24 protein-coding genes, 1 pseudogene and 1 riboswitch are annotated in these 25089 nt (G+C 61.2%); of the genes and pseudogenes, 11 read left to right on the top strand and 14 right to left on the bottom strand.

Translation table 11 applies throughout. The features are described 5' to 3' along the window. Positions 1–57: 57 nt before the first annotated feature. The 3 genes from HX866_RS18150 (at position 58) to HX866_RS18140 (ending at position 2888) form a co-directional block, all read left to right on the top strand. A complete protein-coding gene (locus HX866_RS18150; RefSeq protein ID WP_177140191.1) occupies positions 58–1023 on the top strand; it encodes a 2-hydroxyacid dehydrogenase in 966 nt (321 codons plus the stop codon). 33 nt (positions 1024–1056) lie between these two features. Further along, positions 1057–2055 carry a class I SAM-dependent methyltransferase gene (locus tag HX866_RS18145; RefSeq protein WP_177140190.1) on the top strand — a complete coding sequence of 333 codons (999 nt, stop codon included), beginning with the start codon at positions 1057–1059 and terminating at the stop codon, positions 2053–2055. Positions 2056–2094: 39 nt separating this feature from the next. After that, a riboswitch (yybP-ykoY riboswitch) is annotated at positions 2095–2216 on the top strand. Between the two features lie 87 nt (positions 2217–2303). Then, positions 2304–2888 carry a TMEM165/GDT1 family protein gene (locus tag HX866_RS18140; protein ID WP_177096189.1) on the top strand — a complete coding sequence of 195 codons (585 nt, stop codon included), beginning with the start codon at positions 2304–2306 and terminating at the stop codon, positions 2886–2888. A gap of 216 nt (positions 2889–3104) precedes the next feature. Here the strand turns inward: HX866_RS18140 and HX866_RS18135 are convergent, their stop codons facing one another. Beyond that, positions 3105–3923 (bottom strand): M48 family metallopeptidase, encoded by an 819-nt coding sequence (locus HX866_RS18135; protein WP_177103557.1) that lies wholly within the window; start codon positions 3921–3923, stop codon positions 3105–3107. 213 nt (positions 3924–4136) lie between these two features. Here HX866_RS18135 and HX866_RS34835 point away from each other — a divergent pair. Both HX866_RS34835 and HX866_RS34830 read left to right on the top strand, forming a co-directional pair. Further along, positions 4137–5483, top strand: a pseudogene (locus HX866_RS34835) (HAMP domain-containing protein); the annotation flags it as partial. A gap of 15 nt (positions 5484–5498) precedes the next feature. Continuing rightward, the gene (locus HX866_RS34830; protein WP_371316748.1) at positions 5499–6341 is read left to right on the top strand and encodes a methyl-accepting chemotaxis protein; all 843 of its coding nucleotides are present in this window, start codon (positions 5499–5501) and stop codon (positions 6339–6341) included. A 7-nt stretch (positions 6342–6348) separates the two neighbouring features. Here the strand turns inward: HX866_RS34830 and HX866_RS18125 are convergent, their stop codons facing one another. From HX866_RS18125 to HX866_RS18115, 3 genes are all read right to left on the bottom strand, one after another. Then, complete coding sequence (locus HX866_RS18125; protein ID WP_177140188.1) at positions 6349–6969, bottom strand: SOS response-associated peptidase; 621 nt, start codon at positions 6967–6969, stop codon at positions 6349–6351. Positions 6970–7131: 162 nt separating this feature from the next. After that, positions 7132–7392 carry a putative signal transducing protein gene (locus HX866_RS18120; RefSeq protein ID WP_177103551.1) on the bottom strand — a complete coding sequence of 87 codons (261 nt, stop codon included), beginning with the start codon at positions 7390–7392 and terminating at the stop codon, positions 7132–7134. 12 nt (positions 7393–7404) lie between these two features. Next, positions 7405–7587, bottom strand: coding sequence for a CPXCG motif-containing cysteine-rich protein (locus HX866_RS18115; protein ID WP_177096182.1), 183 nt, complete (start codon positions 7585–7587; stop codon positions 7405–7407). A 143-nt stretch (positions 7588–7730) separates the two neighbouring features. Here HX866_RS18115 and HX866_RS18110 point away from each other — a divergent pair, with 143 nt between their 5' ends. Next, positions 7731–8897 carry a 1-acyl-sn-glycerol-3-phosphate acyltransferase gene (locus HX866_RS18110; protein WP_177096180.1) on the top strand — a complete coding sequence of 389 codons (1167 nt, stop codon included), beginning with the start codon at positions 7731–7733 and terminating at the stop codon, positions 8895–8897. A 133-nt stretch (positions 8898–9030) separates the two neighbouring features. Next, positions 9031–9237, top strand: a complete 207-nt coding sequence (locus HX866_RS18105; RefSeq protein WP_121134733.1) for a hypothetical protein — start codon at positions 9031–9033, stop codon at positions 9235–9237. 21 nt (positions 9238–9258) lie between these two features. On the opposite strand, the gene HX866_RS18100 is transcribed toward HX866_RS18105, so the two are convergent. Further along, entirely contained in the window at positions 9259–9843 is a 585-nt protein-coding gene (locus HX866_RS18100; protein WP_177096178.1) for a YajG family lipoprotein, read from the bottom strand. Positions 9844–10772: 929 nt separating this feature from the next. Between HX866_RS18100 and mqo the strand changes: the two genes are divergently transcribed. Continuing rightward, positions 10773–12281, top strand: coding sequence for a malate dehydrogenase (quinone) (gene mqo / locus HX866_RS18095; RefSeq protein WP_177103549.1), 1509 nt, complete (start codon positions 10773–10775; stop codon positions 12279–12281). 229 nt (positions 12282–12510) lie between these two features. On the opposite strand, the gene HX866_RS18090 is transcribed toward mqo, so the two are convergent. Then, positions 12511–12798, bottom strand: a complete 288-nt coding sequence (locus tag HX866_RS18090; protein WP_177096174.1) for a PA4642 family protein — start codon at positions 12796–12798, stop codon at positions 12511–12513. Positions 12799–13001: 203 nt separating this feature from the next. On the opposite strand from HX866_RS18090, the gene glsB reads away from it, so the two are divergent. Continuing rightward, a complete protein-coding gene (glsB, locus tag HX866_RS18085) occupies positions 13002–13910 on the top strand; it encodes a glutaminase B (RefSeq protein ID WP_177096172.1) in 909 nt (302 codons plus the stop codon). A gap of 84 nt (positions 13911–13994) precedes the next feature. On the opposite strand, the gene HX866_RS18080 is transcribed toward glsB, so the two are convergent. The 4 genes from HX866_RS18080 to HX866_RS18065 form a co-directional block, all read right to left on the bottom strand. Continuing rightward, complete coding sequence (locus HX866_RS18080; RefSeq protein ID WP_177125168.1) at positions 13995–14534, bottom strand: hypothetical protein; 540 nt, start codon at positions 14532–14534, stop codon at positions 13995–13997. A gap of 79 nt (positions 14535–14613) precedes the next feature. After that, positions 14614–15210 (bottom strand): bifunctional phosphoserine phosphatase/homoserine phosphotransferase ThrH, encoded by a 597-nt coding sequence (gene thrH / locus HX866_RS18075; RefSeq protein WP_177096168.1) that lies wholly within the window; start codon positions 15208–15210, stop codon positions 14614–14616. A gap of 14 nt (positions 15211–15224) precedes the next feature. Next, positions 15225–15842: a LysE family translocator gene (locus HX866_RS18070; protein ID WP_177096166.1), complete on the bottom strand. Its 618-nt coding sequence runs from the start codon at positions 15840–15842 to the stop codon at positions 15225–15227. Positions 15843–15886: 44 nt separating this feature from the next. Continuing rightward, positions 15887–16666: a 2OG-Fe dioxygenase family protein gene (locus tag HX866_RS18065; protein WP_177125166.1), complete on the bottom strand. Its 780-nt coding sequence runs from the start codon at positions 16664–16666 to the stop codon at positions 15887–15889. 124 nt (positions 16667–16790) lie between these two features. On the opposite strand from HX866_RS18065, the gene HX866_RS18060 reads away from it, so the two are divergent. After that, positions 16791–17672: a LysR substrate-binding domain-containing protein gene (locus tag HX866_RS18060; RefSeq protein ID WP_177096162.1), complete on the top strand. Its 882-nt coding sequence runs from the start codon at positions 16791–16793 to the stop codon at positions 17670–17672. A 116-nt stretch (positions 17673–17788) separates the two neighbouring features. Here the strand turns inward: HX866_RS18060 and garD are convergent, their stop codons facing one another. The 4 genes from garD to kdgD all read right to left on the bottom strand — a co-directional run bounded on the left by garD (position 17789) and on the right by kdgD (position 23229). Beyond that, positions 17789–19342, bottom strand: coding sequence for a galactarate dehydratase (garD, locus tag HX866_RS18055; protein WP_177140187.1), 1554 nt, complete (start codon positions 19340–19342; stop codon positions 17789–17791). An 11-nt stretch (positions 19343–19353) separates the two neighbouring features. Then, entirely contained in the window at positions 19354–20715 is a 1362-nt protein-coding gene (locus HX866_RS18050) for an MFS transporter (protein ID WP_177096158.1), read from the bottom strand. A 98-nt stretch (positions 20716–20813) separates the two neighbouring features. Continuing rightward, positions 20814–22259: an aldehyde dehydrogenase family protein gene (locus tag HX866_RS18045; RefSeq protein WP_177096157.1), complete on the bottom strand. Its 1446-nt coding sequence runs from the start codon at positions 22257–22259 to the stop codon at positions 20814–20816. A gap of 58 nt (positions 22260–22317) precedes the next feature. Continuing rightward, positions 22318–23229 carry a 5-dehydro-4-deoxyglucarate dehydratase gene (gene kdgD, locus HX866_RS18040; RefSeq protein WP_177103540.1) on the bottom strand — a complete coding sequence of 304 codons (912 nt, stop codon included), beginning with the start codon at positions 23227–23229 and terminating at the stop codon, positions 22318–22320. 224 nt (positions 23230–23453) lie between these two features. On the opposite strand from kdgD, the gene HX866_RS18035 reads away from it, so the two are divergent. Beyond that, positions 23454–25079 (top strand): phospholipase, encoded by a 1626-nt coding sequence (locus HX866_RS18035; RefSeq protein ID WP_177140186.1) that lies wholly within the window; start codon positions 23454–23456, stop codon positions 25077–25079. Positions 25080–25089 lie beyond the last annotated feature (10 nt).

Genomic DNA, 25089 nt, shown 5'->3' with positions numbered 1-25089 from the left:
ATGTCTGTTAGGCTCGCCACCTTACGCCTTCACCCGACAGCAAAAAAGGTACAGTTGATGAGCAACGTTCGCCGCGCGGTATTCCTCGATCACCCTTCCCTCGATCTCGGCGATCTGGATCTCGATCCGCTGCGAGCCTGCTTCGATGAGTTGCGGCTGTGTGCCACGAGCACGCCGGAAACGGTCGTCGAACATCTGCAAGGCGCCAGCGTCGTCATCAGCAACAAGGTTCCCCTGAGCGCCGAAACCCTGGCCGCCTGCCCGGAGTTGAAGCTGATCCTGATCAGCGCCACCGGCACCAACAATGTCGACCTTGCTGCGGCTCGCGCCCAAGGCATTACCGTCTGCAACTGCCAGGGCTACGGCACGCCGTCGGTGGCCCAGCACACACTGATGCTGCTGCTGGCCCTGGCCACGCGCCTGAGCGATTACCAGAAAGCCGTAGGCGAAGGCCGCTGGCAACAGGCCAAACAGTTCTGCCTGCTGGACTTCCCGATTGTCGAGCTGGAAGGCAAAACCCTCGGCCTGCTCGGCCACGGGGAACTCGGCGGCGCGGTTGCAAGACTCGCCGAAGCCTTCGGCATGCGCGTGTTGCTCGGGCAGATTCCCGGTCGCCCGGCCCGTGCCGATCGCGTGCCGCTGGAGCAACTACTCCCACAGGTCGACGCGCTCACCCTGCATTGCCCGCTCAACGAATACACTCGCCACTTTATCGGCGCCGCCGAACTCGCCCAGCTCAAGCCCGGGGCCTTCGTGGTCAACACTGCCCGCGGCGGCCTGATCGACGAACGAGCCCTGGCCGATGCCCTGCGCAGCGGCCATCTGGGCGGGGCCGCCACCGATGTGCTGAGCGTCGAACCCCCGACCAACGGCAATCCCTTGCTGACCGGTGACATTCCGCGTCTGATCGTCACTCCGCATAACGCCTGGGGCAGCCGCGAAGCCCGGCAACGGATCGTCGGGCAATTGGCGGAAAACGCCCTGGGATTCTTCAACGGAGCAGCGTTGCGGGTTGTCAGTTGATAGACTGCGGCACTTTTTTTCAGGGAGCAGACCATGGATCCGCGCAGTGAAGTACTGCTTCGTCAGGCCGAATATTTCCAGGGCAAGCTGTTGCTGGCCGGACTGCCCGCCGATGATTTGCTCGGACGTCTGCCCAACGCCCATGGCTGGTGCTGGCACGCCGGCGATCAGACGACACTCGAGGCGCGCTTCGAAGGCCGCAGCCATTTTGGCGTGAATATCCCCGAGATCCCGTTCGACAGCGCCGTGGTGTTCCTGCCCAAATCCAAGGACCTGACCGACTACCTGCTCAACGCCGTCGCCTCGCGCCTGCCTGGCGGCGAGGTGTTTCTGGTCGGTGAAAAACGCAGCGGTATCGAAGGCGCGGCCAAGCAGCTCAACCCTTTCGGCAAGCCGCGCAAGCTCGACAGCGCCCGGCATTGCCAGTTGTGGCAGGTCACCGTGGCCGAGGCCCCGGTCGCCCAGCCGCTGGAAAGCCTGGCCCGCCACTACGAACTGGACCTGGCCGAGGGACCGCTCAAGGTGGTCAGCCTGCCCGGGGTGTTCAGCCACGGCCGCCTGGATCGCGGCAGCGCCCTGCTGCTGGAGCACCTGGACAAGCTGCCGAGCGGCAACCTGCTGGACTTCGGCTGCGGAGCCGGGGTACTCGGCGCGGCCGTGAAACGACGCTACCCGCACAATCACGTGATCCTGCTCGACGTCGATGCGTTCGCGACCGCCAGCAGTCGCCTGACCCTGGCCGCCAATGGTCTGGAAGGCGAAGTGCTGACCGGTGATGGCATCGATGCCGCGCCCATGGGTCTGAGTGCAATTCTGAGCAACCCGCCGTTCCACGTCGGGGTTCACACCGATTACCTGGCGACGGAAAACTTGCTGCGAAAAGCGGCCAAACATCTGAAAAACGGCGGCGAACTCCGCTTGGTGGCGAACAGCTTCCTGCGCTACCAACCCTTGATCGAAGAGCATCTGGGGCGCTGCGTGACCAAGGCCGAAGGACAAGGCTTTCGGATCTACAGCGCCAAGCGCGGTTGAAAAAGAAGGCTTGCGCAATGGATTTTGCCTAGGCAGAATCCGCTCCGTCCTAGGGGAGTAGTCTCCCACGAGCGCCACGCTCGTCCGGCATGCGTCAACATACTTGGTCAACAGACCATGGCGCATGCGACCCACGGTCCGCACAGACGGACCCAGGGTTTGACAAGACCTATGACACGAACACCTTACCCGGGGCGGGAAGGCTGTACGTGTCATAGCCGTGTCGACCCGCCCCTTAGGAAAACCTGATGCTGGATTCTCTGCTCGTCCCCACTGCAATCGTTGCCTTGGCCGAAATCGGTGACAAGACGCAGCTGCTCGCGCTCATTCTGGCGGCTCGCTTTCGCAAACCCTGGCCGATCATTGCCGGTATCGTCGCGGCCACCCTGGCCAACCATGCGGCCGCCGGTGCGGTGGGAGCCTGGTTCGGCAGTTTCTTCTCCGATGCGGTGTTGCACTGGATCCTGGCGGCGAGCTTTACCGCCACCGCCCTGTGGACCCTGGTGCCGGACAAGATGGACGATGACGAAGCCACCACGGCGCGCAAATTCGGCCCGTTCCTGACCACCCTGATCGCGTTCTTCCTTGCGGAAATCGGTGACAAGACCCAGATCGCCACGGTGATGCTGGCGGCGCAATATCCGGAGCTGTGGCTGGTGATCATCGGCACCACCCTGGGCATGTTGATTGCCAACGTGCCGGTGGTATTGGCGGGTAACTTCGCGGCCGACAAACTGCCACTGACCCTGATCCGACGCCTGGCGGCGACAGCGTTCTTCATTCTCGCGGTGGTCGCGGTGTACAAGGCGATGCAGAGCAGCGGCTGGGTCTGACACGCTGCCCCTGTGGTGAGCGGACGTGCATGGCGAACGGGCTTGTGTGGCGAGCGGGCTTGCCCGCGCTCGGCTGCGCAGCAGTCGTAAAACCGGACACCTCGCTGCGTCAGGCAGAACGAATTCTCAGGTTTTAGGGGCGCTTCGCGCCCCAGCGCGGGCAAGCCCGCTCGCCACAAGCTCTCGCCTACAGAGAGCAGGAGACGGCAGAGGGTTTCAGGACTTGCGGGCCTGCTGATACAACGGCATCACCTTCGGAATCGCCGCCTGCAACGAGGCAATCCGACTGCCGGACGCCGGGTGGGTACTCATGAATTCCGGCGGCGCGCCCTCAGACGCCTTGCTCATCTTGTTCCACAGACTGATGGCCGCGTTCGGGTTGTAGCCGGCGCGGGCCGACAGCTCCAGGCCAATCAGGTCCGCCTCGTTCTCATTGTCCCGGCTGTTGGGCAAGGTCATGCCATAGTTGGCCACGGTATCGGCCAGCGCCAGGCTGTCCTGCCCCAGGCCGAACAAGGCACCCGCGCCCTGCTTCGCCATCTCGATCCCATAGGCCTTGGACATCGCTTCACGCCCGTGCTCGCGCAAGGCGTGGGCGATTTCATGCCCCATCACCGCGGCGATCTCGTCGTCGCTCAGCTTCAACTGATCGATCAAGCCGCTATAAACGATGATCTTGCCGCCAGGACCGCAGTTGGCATTGAGCTCGTCACTCTTGATCAGATTGACCTCCCACTGCCATTGCGCCGAGTCCGGACGAAACGTCGGCGCCTGGGCAATCAAACGCCTGGCAATCGCCTGGACCCGCTTGGCATTGCTGCTGGTCTTGTCCAGCACGCCCTTGCCACCCGCCTCGCCCAGGGTTTTCTGGTACGACTGCGCGTACATCTGGTCGACCTGCTGGCTCGACAACAGGCTGAACATGTATTGCTTGCGCTCAACCCCGACCGCCCCCGCGCTGGTGGTATTCACGGCCTGGCATCCGCCCAGCAGCAAACCCGCGCTCAACGCACACAACACCCAAGCTCTAGCCATGAACACTCTCCCTGAAAACTGCACTTATCCTAGGCGCAAAACTGTATCCGAAACAGATACAAACCACACACAACACATAATTTTCAGATACATAAGGTCTTTCCAGTAGGAAAAAATTCATAAACCCGTCCAGGCCACGGCCGGCAATGCCGGTGCACCTGTCCATTTGCGACCTGGACGCATCCATGACAGTCATTTCGTCAGCCGCCCCTCATGACCGCCAAAACTCCAGCCGATAGCCATTGGCAGATGCCATCCGTTGCGTCCGGAGCCCCCATGAAATTCAAGTCGATCCAGTTTTCCGTCGCGGCCCTGGCCGGGGCGATCATTCTCAGCGTGGTCGGGGCCCTGGTGGTCTACGCCCTGTTTTCCGGAGCCAAGACCCAGGACATGGTGCAACAGCGCACCCAGGAGCAATTCGAACAGGTGATCCAGCAGCGCCTGGATGCGCTGGCCCGCACCCAGGTCAGCCAGATCCAGCGCGAACTCGAGGCACCGCTGCTGATTGCCGGTGGCCTGGTGCGGATCAACACCTTGATCGGCACCACCGGCACCGATGGCAAGCCCGCCTTGAGCCTCAGCCGCGAACAACTGATCAGCCTGGTCAAGGAAAACGTCCAGCAGAACCCAAAGATTCTCGGCACCTACATCGGCTGGGAAAAGAACGCCCTGGACCACAACGACGCCGCCTATGTCGACACCAAGGTCGCCGGCATCGACCCCAAGGACGGCCGCTTCCTGCCCTGGTGGTTCCGTAATGACGACGGCACGCTCGGCCAGTCGAGCCTGGTGGATGTGGATGACCAGAAACTGCTCTCCACCGGTATTCGCGCCAGCGAGTACTACCTGTGTTCCAAGGAAACCAGGAAGCCCTGCGTGATCGACCCGGCCCCCTACAAGGTCGGAGACAAGATGGTCATGCTCGCCTCCTTTATCGAGCCGATCCTGCTCAACGGTGCGTTCCAGGGCATCGTCGGCGCCGACCTGTCGGTGAACTTCATCCAGGAGATGCTGCTGGGCGCCAATCAGAAACTCTATGGCGGCGCCGGCAACATGGCGCTGGTGGGCACCAACGGGCGTCTGGTGGCCTACACCAAGGACTCGAGCAAATTCGGCGAAAAAGCCAGCGACGTGCTCGGCGCCGACAAAGTCGCGACCATGGGCAAGCTCAATCGCGGCGAAGTGACCTACAACGTCGACAAGGACAAAGGTGTCATCGAGCTCTACCTGCCCTTCGGCATCGGCCAGACCGACGCGCGCTGGACCCTGATGATGCAACTGCCGCTGAACGCGGTGATGGCTGACCTGCACAAGCTGCAAGGCGACCTGGACACCCAGCGCAAGGCCGATGTCTTCGGCATGGCGATGGTCGGCCTGGTGATCGCCGGCCTCGGTTTGCTGGTGATCTGGCTGGTGGGCCACGGCATCGCCCGTCCGCTCAAGCAGATGGTCGCCATGCTCGACGATATCGCCCAGGGCGAAGGCGACCTGACCCGTCGCCTGACCAGCGACCGCGCCGACGAACTGGGCTCGATCGCCAAGGGTTTCAACACCTTCCTGATCAAGTTGCAGGCGATGATCAGCCAGGTGGTGACCTCGGTGCAGAGTGTCAGCGACTCCTCCGAACACACCGCGGACATCGCGATCCGCACCAACCAGGGCGTGCACAAGCAGATGGCCGAGATCGACCAGGTGGCCACCGCCGTGCAGGAAATGACCGCCACCGCCCAGGACGTGGCGCGCAACGCCACTCAAGCGGCCCAGGCGGCCAGCCATGCCGATATGGCTGCCAGCGACGGGATGCGGATCGTCAAGGACACCTCGACCTCCATCGGCGCCCTGGCGCTGGAGATTGGTCGAGCGGTCAGCGTAGTGCAGACCCTGGCCAAGGACAGCGAGAACATCAACGCGATCCTCACGGCCATTCGTGGCATTGCCGAACAGACCAACCTGCTGGCGCTCAACGCCGCCATCGAAGCGGCCCGGGCCGGCGAGCAAGGGCGTGGTTTTGCGGTGGTGGCTGACGAGGTGCGCAACCTGGCGCAGAAAACCCAGAAGGCGACGGAAGAAATCCAGTCGATGATCCAGCAGTTGCAGCAAGGCACCCGCGAAGTGGTCAAGGTCATGGAAGACAGCCAGACCAAGACCGACGAAAGCGTGCAGCACGCGGCCAAGGCGGCCCAGGCGCTGGAAAGCATTACCCAGGCGGTGTCGGTGATCAACGACATGAACACCCAGATCGCCAGCGCGGCCGAAGAACAGAGTGCGGTGGCCGACGACATCAACCGCAATGTGATCAATATCGGCCAGGTGGCCAACGAAGTGGCGGGCGGCGCCGACGAGTCAAGTGCGGCCAGCGCGCAGTTGACCAAGCTGGCGGAGCAGCAGCGGCGCCTGATCAATCAGTTCAGGGTGTAACCGCACCTCACCCCGGTGTCAGGCACTCCGGCGCATTGAGCTTCGGATCATTCACCAGGTTGGCCAGGACCCGCTCGCGCAAGGGCGCCTGGGGACTGGCCAGCAATGCCTGCAAATCCGCCAGCGAAGTGCTTTCGGACAACCAGGCCTCCTGCCCCGCCGCATCCAGAATCAGCGGGCGTCGCTGATTCGAGGCGGCCTGGGTCACCACGGCGGTGCTCAACCAGACATGCCCGGCCACCGGATAGGCTTCCCAGATCGCCGCGAAAAACAGGCTCGAACCTTCCGCCGGCGTCAGCCAGTAAGGACGCTTGCGCTGGGTACCGCGCCATTCGTAAAAGCCGTTGGCCGGCAGCAGGCAACGCCGCTCGCGGAACGCCTGGCGAAACATCGGCTGCTCCGCCAGGGTTTCGGCCCGGGCATGGGCCGGCGTCTTCGACAGATCGGTCAACCAGGCCGGGGTCAGCCCCCAGCGGGCGCGGGCCAGCTGGCGCTCACCGTCAGCGGCACGCAGGATCAGCACCGAATCATTGGGCGAAATATTCCACTGCGTCTGCTGGTCGGCGGGAAAGCCGGGCAAGGCCGCGAAGGTGGGGTTCCAGCGAAACAGGGCATAACGTCCACACATGGGGCAATACGGCTCTTTTCAAAAACTCGGGGGCAATCAAGGCACAACGCGGTCCCTGCAGGAGCCGGCTTGCTGGCGATGAGGCCCGCAGGCCTTACGCTGTCCACTCGGCCGCCATCGCCGGCAAGCCGGCTCCCACAGTATTGATATTGCGCACGCCAGCTAACAGACCAGCACATCCGGAAAACTCTCCGGCTCATCGCCGGCCATCGGCAGCGCCGCATTGTACGCGGCGATCAGCTCCCGCGCGCATTGCGCCTGGTCATTGTCCACGGCCAGGGCCAATAACCCGAACACCGGCAACTCACCCACCCCACCCAGCAGGTCACGCCCCACCAGGTGCGCCTGAATCCCTTCACTGGCGAGCATGCCTTGCAACAACTCGCCTTCCATCAGGTTTTCCGGCTCGTAGATACGCTGCATGGGGCATCCTCATCACTCGTTCTCGCTGTAAACGTCGAGCATCCACTCCTGGCCATCGGTCTGCAGGACAAAGGTAATCGGCCGGCAACACACCGGACAGTCCTCGATATAGCTCTGGTCCCCGCCGGACAGATCCAGCACCGCCTCACAATTTTCACCACAATAGGGACATTCGTAACGCTCAGTTTCCAGCATCGCGGCCTCCGAAGTGACTTATGCGTATAATCGCCGGTCTATTTGCAAGGCTATTTTATGTCTGGGCTTTATTTTCCAGACCGGGCTTTGTTATTTATCACTCAAACCTCTGCTTACCCTAGCCGTTTCCAACAAGAGAGCATATGGGCGAATTCGATACCATCCGACCTTACGACGACAGTGAAGTACCGGCCGTCATGGCCCGGCTGTTCGGCGACCGGGCGTTTCTAGATATCCTCACCCACTTCCGCTTCCCGCGCCTGGCCGGTGCCTTTGGCTGGCTGCTCAGACCCTTGATCGCCTACCGCTTGCGCCGTGAATTCGCCGGCGTGACGTCGGTCGCCACCTTGCAGGACAAGGTCGAGGTCTACGTCGACCAGACCATCGAGAATGCCACCGACGGCGTCACCTATACCGGCGTCGAACAGTTCAAGTCGGGCCAGGCCTACCTGTTCCTGGCCAACCACCGCGATATCGTGATGGACCCGGCGTTCGTCAACTATGCCGTGTATCACGCCGGCTTGCCCACGCCGCGCATCGCCATCGGCGACAACCTGCTGCAAAAGCCCTTCGTCAGCGATCTGATGCGCCTGAACAAGAGCTTTATCGTGCACCGTTCGATCGCCGGACGGCGGGAAAAGATGGCCGCCTATCAACTGCTCTCGGCCTATATCAACCACTCGATCCGCCACGATTGCCAGTCGATCTGGATCGCCCAGGCCGAAGGCCGGGCCAAGGACGGCGACGACCGTACCGAGTCGGCGATCCTGAAAATGTTCCACATGAGCCGCAAGGACGAACCGTTCGCCGAGGTCATCCGCTCGCTGAACCTGACCCCGGTGTCCATCAGCTACGAGTATGACCCTTGCGATCAGGCCAAGGCTCGCGAGTTGTATATCCGCGCCACTACCGGCAGCTACACCAAGGCACCGGGCGAGGATGACGTCAGCATTGCCAAGGGCATCACCGGCTACAAGGGCCGGGTGCATGTGAATTTCGCCGCGCCCCTGGCCGGCGAGTTCGAGGACACCAAGGTCCTGGCTACGGAAATGGATCGGCAGATTCTCGAAGGTTATCGTCTGTTCCCGGTGCACTACCTGGCGTATGCCCAGTGGAGCGACGCTGATCCGCAGTTACAGGTGCCCGCGGCCGCCCAGGTGTTTGCCGCCGACGAATTGGCCAAGGCCGAGGCGCAATGGTCGAGCCGCCTGGAGGCCTGCCCGGCAGAGCACCGTCCATACCTGGTGCAGCAATATGCGACGCCGGTGCGCAATCAGTATCGGGTCAAGGCAGGTCTGGGGCTTCCATAGCCACCTTCTGTAAACGACAACGGCGCCCGCGGGCGCCGTTGTCGTTTCTGTTGGTCGGGTTAATTTCCACTGTCACCGGAACGTCACCTTAACAAGCCAGTCTGTCGCCCCTCGATAGCCCACGGAGCTTGTCATGCTGCACGCAGAAAACCAGGATCGTCTTTATCTGATCGCCCCCAGCGACGAGCAGGAGGCCCTGGTGGACGCCATGTCGTTCAACGTCCAGGACCGCCATTGGCTGGTGTATTGCGCCCTGGGCGGGCATCAGCACGCCGACCTGCCGGAAGCGGATCTGCTGACCGGGGTCAGCATGCTCGATCTTTATGTGGAGGCGGCGTAAGCCGGCTCCACAGCCCTCAGCTTATTCGCCCAGCACTTGGCCGATTTTCGGGTCCTTGAACACCCGGGTCAGCGCATCGCTCAATACGTCGCTGATCAACTTGGTGTTCGCCTCTTCGTTCGGCGCCATGCCGAAACGCTGGTTCAAGGACGCGCCATAGCTGCCGCTGTAACGACGGTTGGCGTTGCTCACATCAGAGCGGAAGTTGGCTCCGATGGTCGCCTCGGTCACGTAGACGCCTTCTTTCGGCGACTGATAGGTCAGGTCCGACAAGGTCACGGTCAGCGTTGGCGCATTCATGGCACCCGGCGAAGGGGTAAAGCCCAGCAGGCGCACGGCCGCTTCAGCCTGGCCCTGCAGTTTCGGGATCAGGTCGGCACCTTGCACGGTAATCGCGCTGGTTTCCGGGTACAGACCACCCCGAGTGCCCAATACCGGCGAGCGACGTCCGTCCACCACTCTCACCACCACCGGCTGACCGTGGCCGACCGGCGCCAACTGGGTCATGAGCTTGGGCTGCGGGCTGAGTTGTTGCGGGCTGTTGGCACAGCCGACAAGTGTCAAACTGGTTACAGTGATCAAACCGAACAACAGGCGTTGCAACATGCTCATCTCTCCAAGGACCAGGCATCATTCAGGCGCTGAGTATAGCGGGGGCCGGGCGTCGCTAACCAGCGCCACCACTGCTTGCTGAAAAGTCTGACAAACACCGCCGGCCGGCGTTCCCGTCACAGCTTTGTCACACCGGTCTGCGACCCTGCCCACGGCCTCTGATCGACGTCGCTGCCCGGCATCTGACCAGATGCCGAATAAAAGTCATTAAACACGACCATTTTTCCCCGTTTCTTAGTTACAATCTCCCCCCGATTATAAGGACGTCTCCTGATCGGGCCTCGCAGCACCGCCAATGCGTTTGCATCGGCACCTTCGTACTGCCCACAGAGAGCCGCCCACACAGATCGAGTGAAGCCGGCGAGCTTGCTGTTACCTGCGCAAACCACCGTTTTCAGCGAATCTGCCAGAGCTGCCCTTGTGCTCGCTCACTGAGTTGTTGGCCCGTGCCGCCTGCCCTTCCCGGCCGGTATTCGCACCGCGGGCCCGGTGACAGACCGCGGCAGCCCTTTTTTGAGGTTCACGTCTTCAAAAGAGCGTGAAAAAACGGGTTTTCACAACTTCACGAGAGTGTGGCGAACAAATGAATAGTTTCGCGTCTGAACAGGCACCATCAGCGTCCCCAACGGCTTCATCACACAGGACCCGATACACCCAGACAGGTGCTTGACGCCTGTTCGCTTACGGATTTGGTTGCACGAATCGGACGCTCTTGACCATAAGTCGAATTGCCCGTGTTGCCCGTACATGCGTTCATACGCACCTTGGGCCCACCGGCAGCGTCCGCTGAAGTTGCAAGAAATTGCGAAGAATCGGACATGGCCATCCTGGTCGGGTCATTGCTGGGCTAATGTCAAACAAGCCCCGCCCATGCCCGGCAGCCATGCCGTCAATGTGGTGCTGCAGATTTTGGAGACGCGTTAATGGCGCATAACGAAGCAGTTGATGTGGTCCTGGTTGGGGCCGGCATCATGAGTGCCACCCTTGCGGTGCTGCTCAAGGAGCTCGACCCCGCGATCAAGCTGGAAGTCGTCGAGCTGATGGATTCCGGTGCCGCGGAGAGTTCCAACCCGTGGAACAACGCCGGTACCGGCCATGCCGGGCTGTGCGAGCTGAACTACACGCCGCAAGCGGCTGACGGCTCCATCGACATCAAGAAAGCCGTGCACATCAACACCCAGTTCGAGGTGTCGAAGCAGTTCTGGGCCTATCTGGCCCAGAAAGGCACCTTCGGCTCGTGCAAATCCTTCATCAGCCCGGTGCCGCACCTGAGTTTCGTCCAGGGCGACAAGGGCGTGGCCTTCCTCAAGAAGCGCTTCGAAGCCCTGCATCCGCACCACGCCTTCGCCGAGATGGAATACACCGAAGACCGCGCGAAGATGGCCGAGTGGATGCCGCTGATGATGCCGGGCCGCGATGCCGATGAGGCGATTGCCGCGACCCGAGTGATGAAAGGCACCGACGTCAACTTTGGCGCCCTGACCAATCAGTTGCTCAAGCACCTGACCAGCGCTCCCGACGCCCAGGTCAAGTACTGCAAGCGCGTGACCGGCCTCAAGCGCAACGGCGCCGGCTGGACCGTGAGCATCAAGGATGTGAACAGCGGCAACAGCCGTGAAGTCGACGCCAGGTTCGTCTTCCTCGGCGCCGGTGGCGCGGCCCTGCCGCTGCTGCAGGCTTCGGGCATCGAGGAAAGCAAGGGCTTCGGCGGTTTCCCGGTGAGCGGCCAGTGGCTGCGTTGCGACAACCCGGAAGTGGTCAAGCACCACCAGGCCAAGGTCTACAGCCAGGCCGCTGTGGGTTCGCCGCCGATGTCCGTGCCGCACCTGGACACCCGTGTGGTTGACGGCAAGAAGTCCCTGTTGTTCGGGCCTTATGCCGGTTTCACCACCAAGTTCCTCAAGCACGGCTCGCTGATGGACCTGCCGCTGTCGGTACGTGCCGGCAACATCGGCCCGATGCTGGCCGTGGCCCGCGACAACATGGACCTGACCAAGTACCTGATCAGCGAAGTGATGCAGTCCATGGAGCAGCGCCTGGAATCCCTGCGCCGCTTCTACCCGCAGGTGAAAGCCGAAGACTGGCGCCTGGAAACGGCCGGCCAACGGGTGCAGATCATCAAGAAAGATGCGAAGAAAGGCGGCGTCCTGCAGTTCGGTACCGAACTGGTCGCGGCCAAGGACGGCTCGTTGGCCGCCCTGCTCGGTGCATCGCCGGGCGCTTCGGTGACCGTGTCGATCATGCTGGAACTGATCGAGCGCTGCTTCCCGGAAAAAGCCAAGGGTGAGTGGGCGAACAAGCTCCACGAAATCTTCCCGGCACGGGAAAAGGTCCTGGAAACGGACGCCGAGCTGTATCGCCAGATCAACGCGCAGAACAATCTGCACCTGGAACTGGTTGAGCCGAGCAGCGAGACCGAAAGCTACGCTTGAGGTGATCGCTGATGAAAAACGCCCCGCTCTTCGATTGGAGAGCGGGGCGTTTTTTTGTGTGGGGGTTGACGAAAGTTGTGGCGAGCGGGCTTGCCCGCGCTGGGGCGCGAAGCGGCCCCGAAACCTGAACACTCAATGTATCAGGTAAACCTAAATGACCGGTTTTACGGCTGCTTCGCAGCCGAGCGCGGGCAAGCCCGCTCGCCACAGAGCTCGCTCTCCACAAGGATCAGCCGCGGGCGTTGTCGATCAACTCGATATAGTCGCCGGCATTGCGCTGATCGCGGATCAGGGTCACGAAGTCCTGGCCATGTTCGTCTTTGCCATCGAGGTCGTAACCGGCTTCCTTGAAGAACGTCAGGAAGCGCTCGAAGTCGTCGATACGCAGGCCGCGGTAGGCCTTGATCAGCTTGTGCAGGGACGGCGAGGTGGCGTCGACCGGCTCGAAATCGAGAAACAACTTGATCTGCGCATCGCCGATCTCGTCACCAATCACCTGTTTCTTATCTTTGCGCATTACCGGCTCCAGCCAACAGACATTACACGGGGCAGGCAGTTTACCCCCGCCTCTGCTCCGGTCTCAACGAGTACGAACTGATCCGGTCCACATGTACGCCAACGGATCAACCCCGAGGGTAAAAACTGTGCTCCGAAGCCCGCGCGCGGCGTCTAGCAGCATGGAGCCCCGCAACCCGGCGGGAAGTGACTGCGAGCCCGAGCATGCAAGCGCTGTTGAACGAAATCCTCGATGAAGTCCGGCCGTTGATCGGCCAGGGCAAAGTGGCCAATTACATTCCGGCGCTGGCGGATGTGCCGGCCAATCAACTGGGTATTGCCGTGTATGGCAACGACGGCGAAATGTACTGTGCCGGCGACGCGCAGACACCGTTTTCGATCCAGAGTATTTCCAAGGTCTTCAGCCTGGTGCAGGCGATCAATCACTCCGGCGAGGCGATCTGGGAGCGGCTGGGTCACGAACCCTCCGGACAGCCGTTCAACTCGCTGGTGCAGCTGGAGTTCGAACGCGGCCGCCCGCGTAACCCGTTCATCAATGCTGGCGCCCTGGTGATCTGCGATATCAACCAATCACGCTTCGCCGCACCGGCACTGTCGATGCGCGATTTCGCCCGGCGCCTGTCCGGCAACATGCAGGTGATGGTGGACGGCAAGGTCGCCGAGTCGGAATACCAGTACCGTGCGCGCAATGCGGCCATGGCTTACCTGATGCAGTCGTTCGGCAACTTTCACAACGATGTCGAAGCCGTGCTGCGCAGCTACTTCAGTCACTGCGCCTTGCGCATGAACTGCATCGACCTGGCGCGAGCGTTCTGCTTCCTGGCCAATGACGGCTTCTGCAAGCACAGCGGCGAGCAGATCCTGACCCGGCGCCAGACCCAGCAGGTCAACTCGATCATGGCCACCAGCGGACTGTATGACGAGGCCGGGAATTTTGCCTATCGGGTCGGGTTACCGGGAAAAAGCGGTGTCGGTGGCGGGATTGTCGCGGTGGTGCCAGGGCGCTTTACCGTGTGCGTGTGGGCACCGGAGCTGAATGCCGCCGGCAACTCGCTGGTGGGGATGGCGGCGCTGGAATTGCTGAGCGAGCGGATTGGCTGGTCGGTCTTCTAGGCCCCCTCAGTGTCACACCTGTGGCGAGTGGGCTTGTCCACGCGGGGCTGCGAAGCAGCCCTGAAACCGGCCAATCAGAGACTGTCAATCTTTCTCACGATACTCGAACCACTGACCCTCCCCCTCGGGCTGGCAAACCAGCTCAGTGTTGACGGTGGCGATGGCACCGTCGCGACAATTGAAGAAAATCAGATAGTCCGCGCTCTCGAACACAATCTTCAGCGCACTCAGGTAAGCCCGGGGCTGGCCCGGCATACGCTCCACCAGGCCGCCTACGGCAACAATTCTGGCGCCTAGCAACTGTGGAGCGCTGACGCCGGACAGATAACTATCAAGATGCCACTCGCACCATTTTCCTGCATCGTTCTCGAAGGACAGCGGTATTTCCGGTGGGGCGAGTGCAGTGCCTATGCTTCTACCGTCAGACAATAGGTAAAGCGACAACTCGGTACCATCGGTGCACTGCAAATAGAGGTCACCCGTATACTTGTCCCGCTTGCCGGCATAGGAATACTGGAGGTTCTCCAGACACCGCAGCGTCTTGCCCAACAGTTTTCGCGCCATAAGCATGCTCGGCAAAACATGTTCGGGTAGACCGGTAGCCGGATCTTGTTGGGTCATCATGATGGGAAGAATTCCTGGAACATCGAACACGCCGGCAATCCCGGGGCAATGGCTAGGCCACTGCTCCGGGACTGCGTAGCTAGGCAGCTAAAAAGCCGAGGATTTCACTCACGCCGCTTACCGCTCTTATGCCCGGCGCAGCCTGACGTGTCGTCACGGATGGGTTGACGAGAAAACCGTGGCTTGCCAACCGCAACATGCCGACGTCATTGAGGGCATCGCCCACGGCCAACACTTCAAACCCTTGCGCAAGTGCCTGAGCGACGTGGTCTTCCTTGCCCTGACGCTTGTAGAAGTCACAGCCGGTGATGAAGCCCGAGACATCGACGATCAGGCGGTGGCACATGGTTGTCGGCCGCCCGAGCACCTCCAGCAAGGGGTCGGCCAGCTCATGAAAGCAGTCCGAGATGATATTGACCTCATAACCGGCCTGACTCAGGTCTTCGAGAAAAGCCCGGGCATCGGCAAACGGGGCAACCGAGTCGATGATCCGCGTCACCTCAGCCAGGGTCAGCCCGTTATCGCGCAGGATCTCGATGCGTGTTCGCATCAACGCCCCGTAATCGGGAACATCGCGCGTGGTCACCGTTAGCGCGTCGATACCGGTATGGGCGGCGATAGCCGGCCACAGTTCAGGAACCAGGACCCCTTCAAGGTCAATGCAAGCCAGCTTCATGACAGTTCCTCGCTTCAGCGCCCGAACCCGGGCATCACCAGGAAGGCACCCAGGCCGATCAGCGCCGTGCCAATGATCTTGTCGACGGTCCGCTGCTTTTCCAGCATCCGGCGGCGCAACACCTCGGCAGAAAAGAACAACGCCACGAAACTGAACCAGACCCAGTGGGAGAACGACATGAACAGGCCATAGGAAAAGTTGGCCGTCAGCGAACTGCTGGTCTGCACCACCTGGGTATAGGTGGCAACCACGAACAACATGGTTTTGGGGTTCAGCGCGTTGGTGAGGAAACCGGTGCGAAACGCCTTCCACAGCGGAGGGACTGGGCCACTGGCGTTATTCAGGGTTAAGGTGGAGGTGTTGGTCAGGGACTTGATACCCAGATAGATCAGGTAACCGGCACCCAGCACCTTCATGGCCATGAACAACATCGGTGAGTGAGTGATGATCACTGCAATACCGAAGACCGTGTAAAACACATGGATCTGGACGCCGCAAGCGATCCCCAGGGCCGCCATCAAACCGCTGCGGCGCCCATAGGCATAACTGTTGCGCGTGACCATGGCAAAGTCAGGGCCGGGGCTGATGACGGCCAGGATGGTAATGGCCGCGACTGCAAGTAATTCGTTCATGGGGCTCTCCGAAGCGGCAGGGTGTTCCATGCCGCGAACACTGATCAGCGCTTGCTGAAGGTGATAACCAGGACGTCCCGATAGGCGGGCTGATCAAGATCAAGCTGGACGATGGGGGTCACACCGTGCATGACGCGCTCGTCATTGACGATCGCCGCCTCCATCTCGCTGGCCAGGGTGTAGCGGCTGAGGGGGCTCTTGTTACGGTCGTAGATCGCGGTTTCGCCATTCACGACATTGACGCGGTTGACCAGCATCATGAACACAAAGCTGACCCCGTCGCGATGGATGCCTTCCGGCGTGGGAGAGACCTCCAGTTGCGAGGCATTGATACGAAATTGGTGAACCTCGATGTGCCAGGTGTAATACGGCGCCAGGCGACCAAAGCTTTCGCAGCACAATTCCAGCGCAGCGTTCAGTACCTTGTTGTTGACGATACCGGGCTCGATGGGCGCGAAGTGGCGGGCGATTCCGCCATTGAGGTTGTTGTAGTCAAGGCTCTGGTAATGGGGCTGGTGGGATTCGAGTTTCGGACTGCTACTGGCGGGAGTGGCGCTGTAGGTGGCATGCCGTCGGAAGCGATAAGTACCGCCATCCTTCATGTACAGATCTTGCTCAAGCCGGTTCCAGCTTTCCTGAAAAGCGGGCCAGTCACTCATCAGGTCTGGGTCCTGGGCACTCAGCAGGCTCTTGGTCTTGCGGGCAGAGAAAAAAGCGAAGTCTTTTTGCGCTACACTTTCGCACAGGTCATTGATCTCTGGCCGGAAGGCCAACTTGGCATAACAGTCCACATCAACGGCTCTATCACACTGCATTGTGTCCATTGAATCCCTCCAATTTATTAGTAATGCCAAGCTTTTTTGCTGCGGCTGCGGCCATGATGGCGAGTTGCCTATGATTAAAAAATCGATTTATAGTCACCCAAATCTGTGAGAAATCATCGCCTATATGAACTTACCTCCCTTGGCTGCATTTCGCTTTTTCAACGTTGCCGCGCAAACCCAAAGCTTCGTCAAAGCCGGGCAATTGCTCCACGTGACCCACGGCGCAGTCAGCCGCCAGGTGCGAATGCTGGAGACCTCACTGGGGGTTGAATTGTTTGATCGGCGCAATCGGGCGATCTTCCTCAACCATGCCGGCCGCACCCTCTACAACATTACGGGGCCCATGTTCGACCAGCTGGAAAGTGCGGTTTATCGATTGCAGAAGGAGGCTCGCGAAGAGGTGCTGGTGCTGTCTTGCGAGCCCACCATTGCCATGAAATGGCTGATCCCTCGGCTGCCCGACTTTCATGCCACCTACCCGCACCTGCAGATACAGCTACTGGCCGCCGGAGGCCCCATCGACTTCGCCCGCTCGGGGGCCGACCTGGCCGTACGTCGCGATGACTTTCACTGGGACGAGTCCATCCATAGCGTCACGGTCTGCGAGGAGTGGATTGGCCCGGTGTGTGCCCCGCCGAACAAGCCGCAGGACAATCAGTTGGAGGGCATGCGCCTGCTGCGCAGCCAGACACGGCCGCTGGCCTGGGACAACTGGCTACGGCTGTACGAAATGCCGATGCCCAACGCCACCCGGGTGGAGTACGAGCATTTCTACCTGTGTATCCAGGCGGCGACGGCGGGACTGGGGATCAGCCTGGCCTCCTTTCTCATGGTCCAGGATGAACTGACCAACGGCCAGTTGATTGCGCCCTTCGGTTTTATCCGGGACGGCTCCACCTATTGCCTGCTGTCACCCAGGCCTTTTGAGGAAAGCACCAAGTGCCTGACGTTCCAGCGCTGGATCACCCGGCAAGTGGGTCTTTGCATCGAGAAAATCGGCGGCTGATGCAGGCGCCGGCTGACTGGCGAAAAACGACAACGGGGTTCCACCGAAACACTGCGGCGCGTTTGCGATTCGCCAGCAAGCCGGCTCCTGCAGATGGGGTGCCGATCAGGAGAAAATCAGGTAATCGGCGCCGGATTGAACAAGGTAATGTCGTTGTGCAGCTTGTGCCGCTCGGCCCAGGTCTGTTTCCGGCCGCTGGCGACATCCAGGTAGTAGTTGAACAACTCCCAACCCAGGTCCTCGATCGTCGCCCGCCCCGTGGCAATCCGCCCGGCATCGATATCGATCAGGTCCGGCCAGCGCTGGGCCAACTCGGTACGGGTCGAAACCTTCACCACCGGCGCCATCGCCAGCCCATAAGGCGTGCCACGTCCGGTGGTGAACACATGCAGGTTCATCCCGGCCGCCAGTTGCAAGGTACCGCAGACAAAATCACTGGCCGGTGTCGCACAGAAGATCAAACCCTTGCGCGTAAAGCGCTCGCCCGGACCCAGCACGCCGTTGATCGCGCTGCTGCCGGACTTGACGATGGAGCCCAGGGACTTCTCGACAATGTTCGACAACCCGCCCTTCTTGTTCCCCGGCGTGGTATTGGCGCTGCGGTCGGCCTCGCCCTTGGCCAGGTAACGGTCGTACCAGTCCATCTCACGCACCAACGCCTCGGCCACCGGCAGGTTTTCCGCCCGTGAGGTCAGCAGGTAGATCGCATCCCGCACTTCCGTCACTTCGGAAAACATCACCGTCGCCCCGGCCCGCAACAGCAGGTCGGAGGCATAACCCAAGGCCGGGTTGGCGGTGATCCCGGAAAACGCATCACTGCCACCGCACTGCATACCCAGGATCAGCTCCGACGCCGGCACGGTTTCCCGGCGGCGCTGATCGAGTTTCTTCAGACGGGTTTCCGCCAGCGCCATGATCTGCTCGATCATTTCGGTAAAACCGTGGCTGGAGTCCTGCAGGCGATACAACCACGGCTCGCTCAGGTCCACCGAGCTGTCGCCCTCGTGCATCACCTGCCCGGCCTGCAACTTCTCGCAACCCAGGCTGATCACCAGCGCTTCGCCCCCCAGGTTCGGGTTGCGCGCCAGGTTACGTACCGTGCGGATCGGGATATAGGCGTCGGTAGCGGTAATCGCCACGCCGCAACCATAGCTGTGGGTCAACGCGACCACATCGTCGACATGGGGGTATTTGGGCAGCAACTCGTCCTTGATGCGCTTGACCGCATGATCCAGCACGCCGGTCACACACTGCACCGTGGTGGTAATGCCAAGAATATTGCGGGTGCCGACGGTGCCGTCGGCATTGCGATAACCCTCGAAGGTAAAGCCCTCGAGCGGCGCCTGGGCCGCCGGCACATCGGTGGACAGCGGCAGGCTGTCCAGCGGCGGCGCGGTGGGCATGCGCAGTTGATCTTCCTTGACCCAACTGCCCTGGGGAATCGGCAAAAGCGCGTAACCGATGACCTGGCCGTAGCGGATCACTTCACCACCCTCGGCGATATCCACCAGCGTCACCTTGTGACTCTGGGGAATGTGCTCGCGGGTCACCAGGCCGTCCGGAAACTCGGTAGCGGCCGGCACACCCTGGTCATTGACCACGATCACCACGTTGTCCCGCTCGTGCAGACGGATGTAGCGCGGCGAGTCGGAATGTTCAATCAACTGCATGACGCCGCTCCTCAGGAATGGGCTTGGGACAGACGGGGTTCGCTACTGTGCTTGGGGCCCGCCGGTGGCTCGCGCAATTCGACACGCTTGATCTCACCGACGATCACCACATAGCTGATCACCGCCAGCAACGCATTGGCGCCGACAAACACCAGGGCCCACTTGAACGAGCCGGTGGAGCTGATGATGTAGCCGATCACGATCGGCGTGGTAATGGACGCGATATTGCCGAACATATTGAACAGGCCACCACTCAAACCGGCGATCTGCTTCGGCGAAGTGTCCGAGACCACCGCCCAGCCCAGGGCACCCACGCCCTTGCCGAAGAAGGCCAGGGCCATGAAGCCCACCACCATCCACTCGATGTCCACGTAGTTGCAGGCGACGATGGTGGTCGAGAGCAACAGGCCGCCGATGATCGGCGCCTTGCGGGCGAAGGTCAGGGAGTGGCCGCGGCGCAGCAGATAGTCGGAAATGATCCCACCCAGCACACCGCCGATAAAACCGCAGATCGCCGGCAAAGAAGCGATGAAGCCAGCCTTGAGGATGGTCATGCCGCGTTCCTGCACCAGGTACACCGGGAACCAGGTCAGGAAGAAATAAGTAATGCCGTTGATGCAGTACTGGCCCAGGTAGACCCCGAGCATCATGCGGTTGGTCAGCAGTTGACGCACGTAGTCCCACTTCGGACCACCACCGGCAACCTTACCCTGGTCCATGTCGACCATGCCGCCGTTCTCGGCGATATGGGTGAACTCGGCCTCGTTGATCATCGGGTGCTGGCGCGGACTGTGGATAACTTTCAGCCAGATCAGCGAAAACACCACGCCCATGCAACCCATGACCAGGAACACATGCTGCCAACCGAAGGTGAAGACGATCCAGCCCATCAGCGGCGCGAACAGCACGGTGGCGAAGTATTGCGCGGAGTTGAAGATCGCCGAGGCGGTGCCACGTTCGGCCGTGGGGAACCAGGCCGCGACGATACGGGCGTTACCCGGAAAGGATGGCGCTTCGGCCAGGCCCACCAGGAAACGCAGCATGAACAGCGCAACCACGGCGGTGGAGACACCGAACTCGCCGACATAACCTTGCAGCGCGGTGAACAGCGACCAGGTGAAAATGCTCAGGGCGTAGACTTTCTTCGAGCCGAAACGGTCGAGCAGCCAGCCGCCGGGAATCTGCCCGAGCACATAGGCCCAGCCGAAGGCGGAGAAGATATAACCGAGGGTGACGGCGTCGATGCCGAGGCTTTTTTGCAGGCTGGAGCCGGCAATGGCGATGGTGGCACGGTCGGCGTAGTTGATCGTGGTCACCAGGAACAGCATGAGCAGAATCAAATAGCGGACGTGCGTCTGCTTGGTCGCTTGCATGTAGATGTACTCCCACTCTTTATTTTTTTACGCGGGTAAACATTCAGTGATGTACCGCCGGGGGCCTCAGGCAAGAGCCCCCCTGCGGGTAAAGCGGGTTACGAACCGATGTAGCTTGTCTTAACGACGGTGTAGAACTCCTGCGCATAGCGCCCCTGCTCACGGGACCCGTAGGACGAACCTTTGCGCCCGCCGAACGGCACGTGGTAATCCACGCCCGCGGTCGGCAGGTTGACCATCACCATCCCGGCCTGGGAGTGACGCTTGAAGTGGTTGGCGTACTTCAGCGAGGTGGTGGCGATACCGGCGGAAAGACCGAACTCGGTGTCGTTGGCCATGGCCAGCGCGGCTTCGTAATCGGCGACGCGGACGATGTTGGCCACCGGGCCGAAGATCTCTTCGCGGCTGATGCGCATCGACGCTTCGCTGTCGGCAAACAGTGTCGGGGCGAGGAAGTAGCCTTCGGTATCGCAGGTCACCAACTCACCGCCAGACACCAGGCGTGCGCCTTCGGACTGACCGATATTGATATAGCTCAGATCCTGCTCCAGTTGTGCCTGGGACACCACAGGACCAATGTCGGTACCGCTCTTGAGGGCGTGACCGACCTTGATCGAACGCATGCGTTCGGCCATGGCCTCGACGAACTTGTCGTGGATCCCGGCGGTCACGATCAAACGGCTGGAAGCCGTGCAACGTTGGCCGGTGGAGTAGAACGCGCTCTGCACCGCCAACTCGACGGCCTGCTTGAGGTCGGCGTCATCAAGGATGATCTGCGGGTTCTTGCCGCCCATCTCCAGTTGCACCTTGGCCTGGCGCGAAACGCAGTTGACCGCGATCTGCCGACCCACGCCAACCGAGCCGGTGAAGCTGATGCCATCGACTTTCGGGCTGTTGACCATGGCATCGCCGACCAGACGGCCGCTGCCCATCACCAGGTTGAACACACCGGCCGGGAAACCGGCGCGGGAAATGATTTCCGCCAGGGCCCAGGCACAACCCGGTACCAGTTCGGCCGGCTTGAGCACCACGCAGTTACCGTAGGCCAGGGCCGGGGCGATCTTCCAGGCCGGAATCGCGATCGGGAAGTTCCACGGGGTGATCAGGCCGACCACGCCCAGGGCTTCACGGGTCACTTCGACGTTGACGCCCGGACGCACCGACGGCAGGTAATCACCTGACAGACGCAGGCATTCGCCGGCGAAGAACTTGAAGATATTACCGGCGCGGCTCACTTCGCCAATGGCTTCGGGCAGGGTCTTGCCCTCTTCCCGGGCCAGCAGGTTACCCAGCTCTTCGCGACGGGCGAGAATTTCCGAACCGACTTTGTCCAGTGCATCGCTACGGGCCTGGATACCCGAGGTGGACCAGGCGGGAAATGCCTCGCGGGCAGCGTCGATGGCCGACTGCACCTGGGCCAGGTCAGCCTTGGCGTACTCGCCAATGACATCGGACAAATCCGACGGGTTGATATTGGCCGAGTAATCGGCGCCGGCAACCCATTGGCCACCGATATAGTTGTCGAAACGCTTTGCATCTGCCACGGAAAACCTCCTGAACCGAAAAAGCCGCTGATTGCTCAGCGGCCTGGTTTATTCGTTCTTACTGTGCGCCTTGCTTGTCGATCAGCGCGGCCAGGGCGTCGTATTCGTCCGGCAGCAGATCGGTCAACGGCGTGCGCACGGGGCCGGCGTCATAACCGACGATCTTCGCCCCGGCCTTGACGATGCTCACCGCGTAACCGGCGCGACGGTTGCGGATATCCAGGTACGGCAGGAAGAAGTCGTCGATGATCTTGCTGACGGTGGCGTGATCTTCCCGGGCAATGGCGTGGTAGAAATCCATCGCGGTTTTCGGAATGAAGTTGAACACCGCCGAAGAGTAGACCGGCACGCCCAGGGCCTTGTAGGCCGCGGCATAGACTTCCGCGGTGGGCAGGCCGCCCAGGTAGCTGAAGCGATCGCCGAGGCGGTGACGGATCGACACCATCAACTCGATATCGCCCAGGCCATCCTTGTAGCCGATCAGGTTCGGGCAGCGTTCGGCCAGACGTTCCAGCAGCGGCGCGGTCAGGCGGCAGACGTTGCGGTTGTACACCACCACACCGATCTTCACCGACTTGCACACGGCTTCAACGTGGGCGGCAACCCCTTCCTGACTGGCTTCGGTCAGGTAGTGCGGCAGCAACAGCAGGCCTTTGGCCCCCAGGCGTTCGGCTTCCTGGGCGTACTCGATGGCCTGGCGGGTCGCACCACCGACACCGGCGAGGATCGGCACGCTGCCGGCGCAGGTATCGACGGCAGTTTTCACCACTTCGGAATATTCGCTGGCGGCGAGGGAGAAGAACTCACCGGTACCGCCGGCGGCGAACAGCGCAGTGGCGCCGTAAGGGGCCAGCCACTCCAGGCGCTTGACGTAGCCGGCGCGATGGAAATCGCCCTGGGCATTGAAATCGGTGACCGGGAAGGACAGCAGGCCGGAAGAGAGGATGGACTTCAGTTCTTGTGGATTCATTATTCGAACACCCTGGAAGCACGTTGTGATGAAAGAGACAGCGCAGACTGGCTGATGTCGTACGTCATCGTACAACTTAAATAACAAAGGTCAACAGGAATCGCTCAAGAGATCCCACAGCCATTTCCATCCTTGACGTAGGAATTTTTTCATCTAAGCTCAGCTTTAACTGTATATACATACAGCTAATTAAGACAAAAAAACGACATATCAAGGAGCCAGACATGTCAGCCACTCAACAGCACGCGCAGGATTTCCTGCTGCACGACGGCAAGGTCATTGCCGAGCTGGACAACCTCTTCACTGAACAAGGCATCGCTATTGCGGGCGATGGCGCCGCCGTGATCCTTCTCGCCGAAGGTCATCACACCCTCAAGTATCACCAGCCCATCGCGCTCGACAGCACCCTCAAGGGCAAGCCCCAGGCGCGCTTCGAAGGTGGTGAACACACCGCCATCGGCGACAGCGCCCTGCTGCGTTTTGCCAAGGACGCACCGGCCATTCCGGCCTGGCAGGTTGAATTGCACCTGACCAACGGTCTGGCCTTGACCTACGGTCAGATCGTCGCCCTGGGGGGCGATTTCTACGGTATCCCCGATCAGCCGATCGCCGATGGCAGCACCCCGGCGGAGCGCCAGGCGCGCTTTACCGCGTCCTTCAACTCCCTGGCGGTACTGCCCGCCTCCCGGGATGAAGCGCAAAAAATCCTGCAGGTGATGAAAACCGAAATCAACGCCGCCAACCAGGCAATCAAGGACGGCAAGCAGCCTCACGAAGCCTACGACGAACTGGGCGATACCCTCTCCGGCGAGTGGAACAAGATCACCGGCGGCGGCAGCTTTGCCTCGCCGCTGTTTCCCCTTGGCCGCTACCTGAAGCTGGCCGCGAGCAACTGGGACCACTTCGGCGAATGGGCGCTACTGGCTTACAAGGCCGGTCACGCCGCCGCCCTGCAACAGGCCGTCCTCGCCCATAAGAGTGGCACCGACCAGGACCTGGAACTGGCCTATGCCATGAACGCCTTTGCCGATCATTTCCTCACCGACCTGTTCTCTGGCGGCCATCTGCGGGTGCCGCGCAAGCAACTGGCCGACAGCGTGACCCCCAGCGATGTGGGTTCGCTGATCTCGCGTTTCATGCACGACGAAGACAGCAAGTTCGGCCTGAAAGTCAGCAATGCCCGGGGCGATCGCTGGAACTGCTACGGCGACAAGCGCTATTTCGACACGATCGACAGCAGCAACCGGCTGCAGGTCAAACAGGCGGTGCAGCAATCGGTGGATGAAGTGTTCGCGGTGTTTCTCAGCGGCGTCGTCGTATCACCCGAAGCCTATGCCGCGCTGCGTTCGGTCCCGGACCTGGCAAAGGTGGAAAACAGCCAGGACAGCCTGAATTTCGCCCCGCTGTTCGCCCTCAAGGGCAAGACCGTGCTGCGCCGCAACGACGTCAACAACCTCAACGACCGCAGCCAGAGCGACAGCTGGTGGGGCTGGAGCACCTATCTGCTGCTCAAGGACTACAAGCCGAACCTGCCTACCGGCTACCTCAATCCTCCCGGTGTGGCCCCGACCATCAAGGCCGATGGCTGGCAGAGCCGCACGCCCAGCGAACCCAACTGGCTGCCGGGCAATGCCGTGCGTTATGCCTTCAGTTACACCCAGGGGCTGGACGAGTCCTATATCGGTCCGTGGACGGCCTATGCCGAACTGACCGAGCGTTTTCAGCCGACGCTGAATGTGCCGGTGGGGGCGACGGGACGTCATGTGTTCCGCCAGTTCCGTGGCGGTTCGCCGGAACTGATCGGCACGCTGGACGGCCAGACCACCACCTTTATCGACAACCATCAGTGACAGGGAGATC

It is taken from the genome of Pseudomonas gingeri (assembly GCF_013386165.1).
Taxonomy (GTDB): Bacteria; Pseudomonadota; Gammaproteobacteria; order Pseudomonadales; family Pseudomonadaceae; genus Aquipseudomonas; species Aquipseudomonas gingeri_C.
This window is presented reverse-complemented; position numbering and strand designations above follow the sequence as displayed.

What these genes read in the sequence shown, in the direction of transcription:
- HX866_RS18150 (WP_177140191.1), top strand. Translation starts at nt 58, where the DNA reads ATGAGCAACGTTCGCCGCGCGGTATTCCTCGATCACCCTTCCCTCGAT.
- HX866_RS18145 (WP_177140190.1), top strand. Translation starts at nt 1,057, where the DNA reads ATGGATCCGCGCAGTGAAGTACTGCTTCGTCAGGCCGAATATTTCCAG.
- HX866_RS18140 (WP_177096189.1), top strand. Translation starts at nt 2,304, where the DNA reads ATGCTGGATTCTCTGCTCGTCCCCACTGCAATCGTTGCCTTGGCCGAA.
- HX866_RS18135 (WP_177103557.1), bottom strand. Translation starts at nt 3,923, where the DNA reads ATGGCTAGAGCTTGGGTGTTGTGTGCGTTGAGCGCGGGTTTGCTGCTG.
- HX866_RS34830 (WP_371316748.1), top strand. Translation starts at nt 5,499, where the DNA reads ATGATCAGCCAGGTGGTGACCTCGGTGCAGAGTGTCAGCGACTCCTCC.
- HX866_RS18125 (WP_177140188.1), bottom strand. Translation starts at nt 6,969, where the DNA reads ATGTGTGGACGTTATGCCCTGTTTCGCTGGAACCCCACCTTCGCGGCC.
- HX866_RS18120 (WP_177103551.1), bottom strand. Translation starts at nt 7,392, where the DNA reads ATGCAGCGTATCTACGAGCCGGAAAACCTGATGGAAGGCGAGTTGTTG.
- HX866_RS18115 (WP_177096182.1), bottom strand. Translation starts at nt 7,587, where the DNA reads ATGCTGGAAACTGAGCGTTACGAATGTCCCTATTGTGGTGAAAATTGT.
- HX866_RS18110 (WP_177096180.1), top strand. Translation starts at nt 7,731, where the DNA reads ATGGGCGAATTCGATACCATCCGACCTTACGACGACAGTGAAGTACCG.
- HX866_RS18105 (WP_121134733.1), top strand. Translation starts at nt 9,031, where the DNA reads ATGCTGCACGCAGAAAACCAGGATCGTCTTTATCTGATCGCCCCCAGC.
- HX866_RS18100 (WP_177096178.1), bottom strand. Translation starts at nt 9,843, where the DNA reads ATGTTGCAACGCCTGTTGTTCGGTTTGATCACTGTAACCAGTTTGACA.
- mqo (WP_177103549.1), top strand. Translation starts at nt 10,773, where the DNA reads ATGGCGCATAACGAAGCAGTTGATGTGGTCCTGGTTGGGGCCGGCATC.
- HX866_RS18090 (WP_177096174.1), bottom strand. Translation starts at nt 12,798, where the DNA reads ATGCGCAAAGATAAGAAACAGGTGATTGGTGACGAGATCGGCGATGCG.
- glsB (WP_177096172.1), top strand. Translation starts at nt 13,002, where the DNA reads ATGCAAGCGCTGTTGAACGAAATCCTCGATGAAGTCCGGCCGTTGATC.
- HX866_RS18080 (WP_177125168.1), bottom strand. Translation starts at nt 14,534, where the DNA reads ATGATGACCCAACAAGATCCGGCTACCGGTCTACCCGAACATGTTTTG.
- thrH (WP_177096168.1), bottom strand. Translation starts at nt 15,210, where the DNA reads ATGAAGCTGGCTTGCATTGACCTTGAAGGGGTCCTGGTTCCTGAACTG.
- HX866_RS18070 (WP_177096166.1), bottom strand. Translation starts at nt 15,842, where the DNA reads ATGAACGAATTACTTGCAGTCGCGGCCATTACCATCCTGGCCGTCATC.
- HX866_RS18065 (WP_177125166.1), bottom strand. Translation starts at nt 16,666, where the DNA reads ATGGACACAATGCAGTGTGATAGAGCCGTTGATGTGGACTGTTATGCC.
- HX866_RS18060 (WP_177096162.1), top strand. Translation starts at nt 16,791, where the DNA reads ATGAACTTACCTCCCTTGGCTGCATTTCGCTTTTTCAACGTTGCCGCG.
- garD (WP_177140187.1), bottom strand. Translation starts at nt 19,342, where the DNA reads ATGCAGTTGATTGAACATTCCGACTCGCCGCGCTACATCCGTCTGCAC.
- HX866_RS18050 (WP_177096158.1), bottom strand. Translation starts at nt 20,715, where the DNA reads ATGCAAGCGACCAAGCAGACGCACGTCCGCTATTTGATTCTGCTCATG.
- kdgD (WP_177103540.1), bottom strand. Translation starts at nt 23,229, where the DNA reads ATGAATCCACAAGAACTGAAGTCCATCCTCTCTTCCGGCCTGCTGTCC.
- HX866_RS18035 (WP_177140186.1), top strand. Translation starts at nt 23,454, where the DNA reads ATGTCAGCCACTCAACAGCACGCGCAGGATTTCCTGCTGCACGACGGC.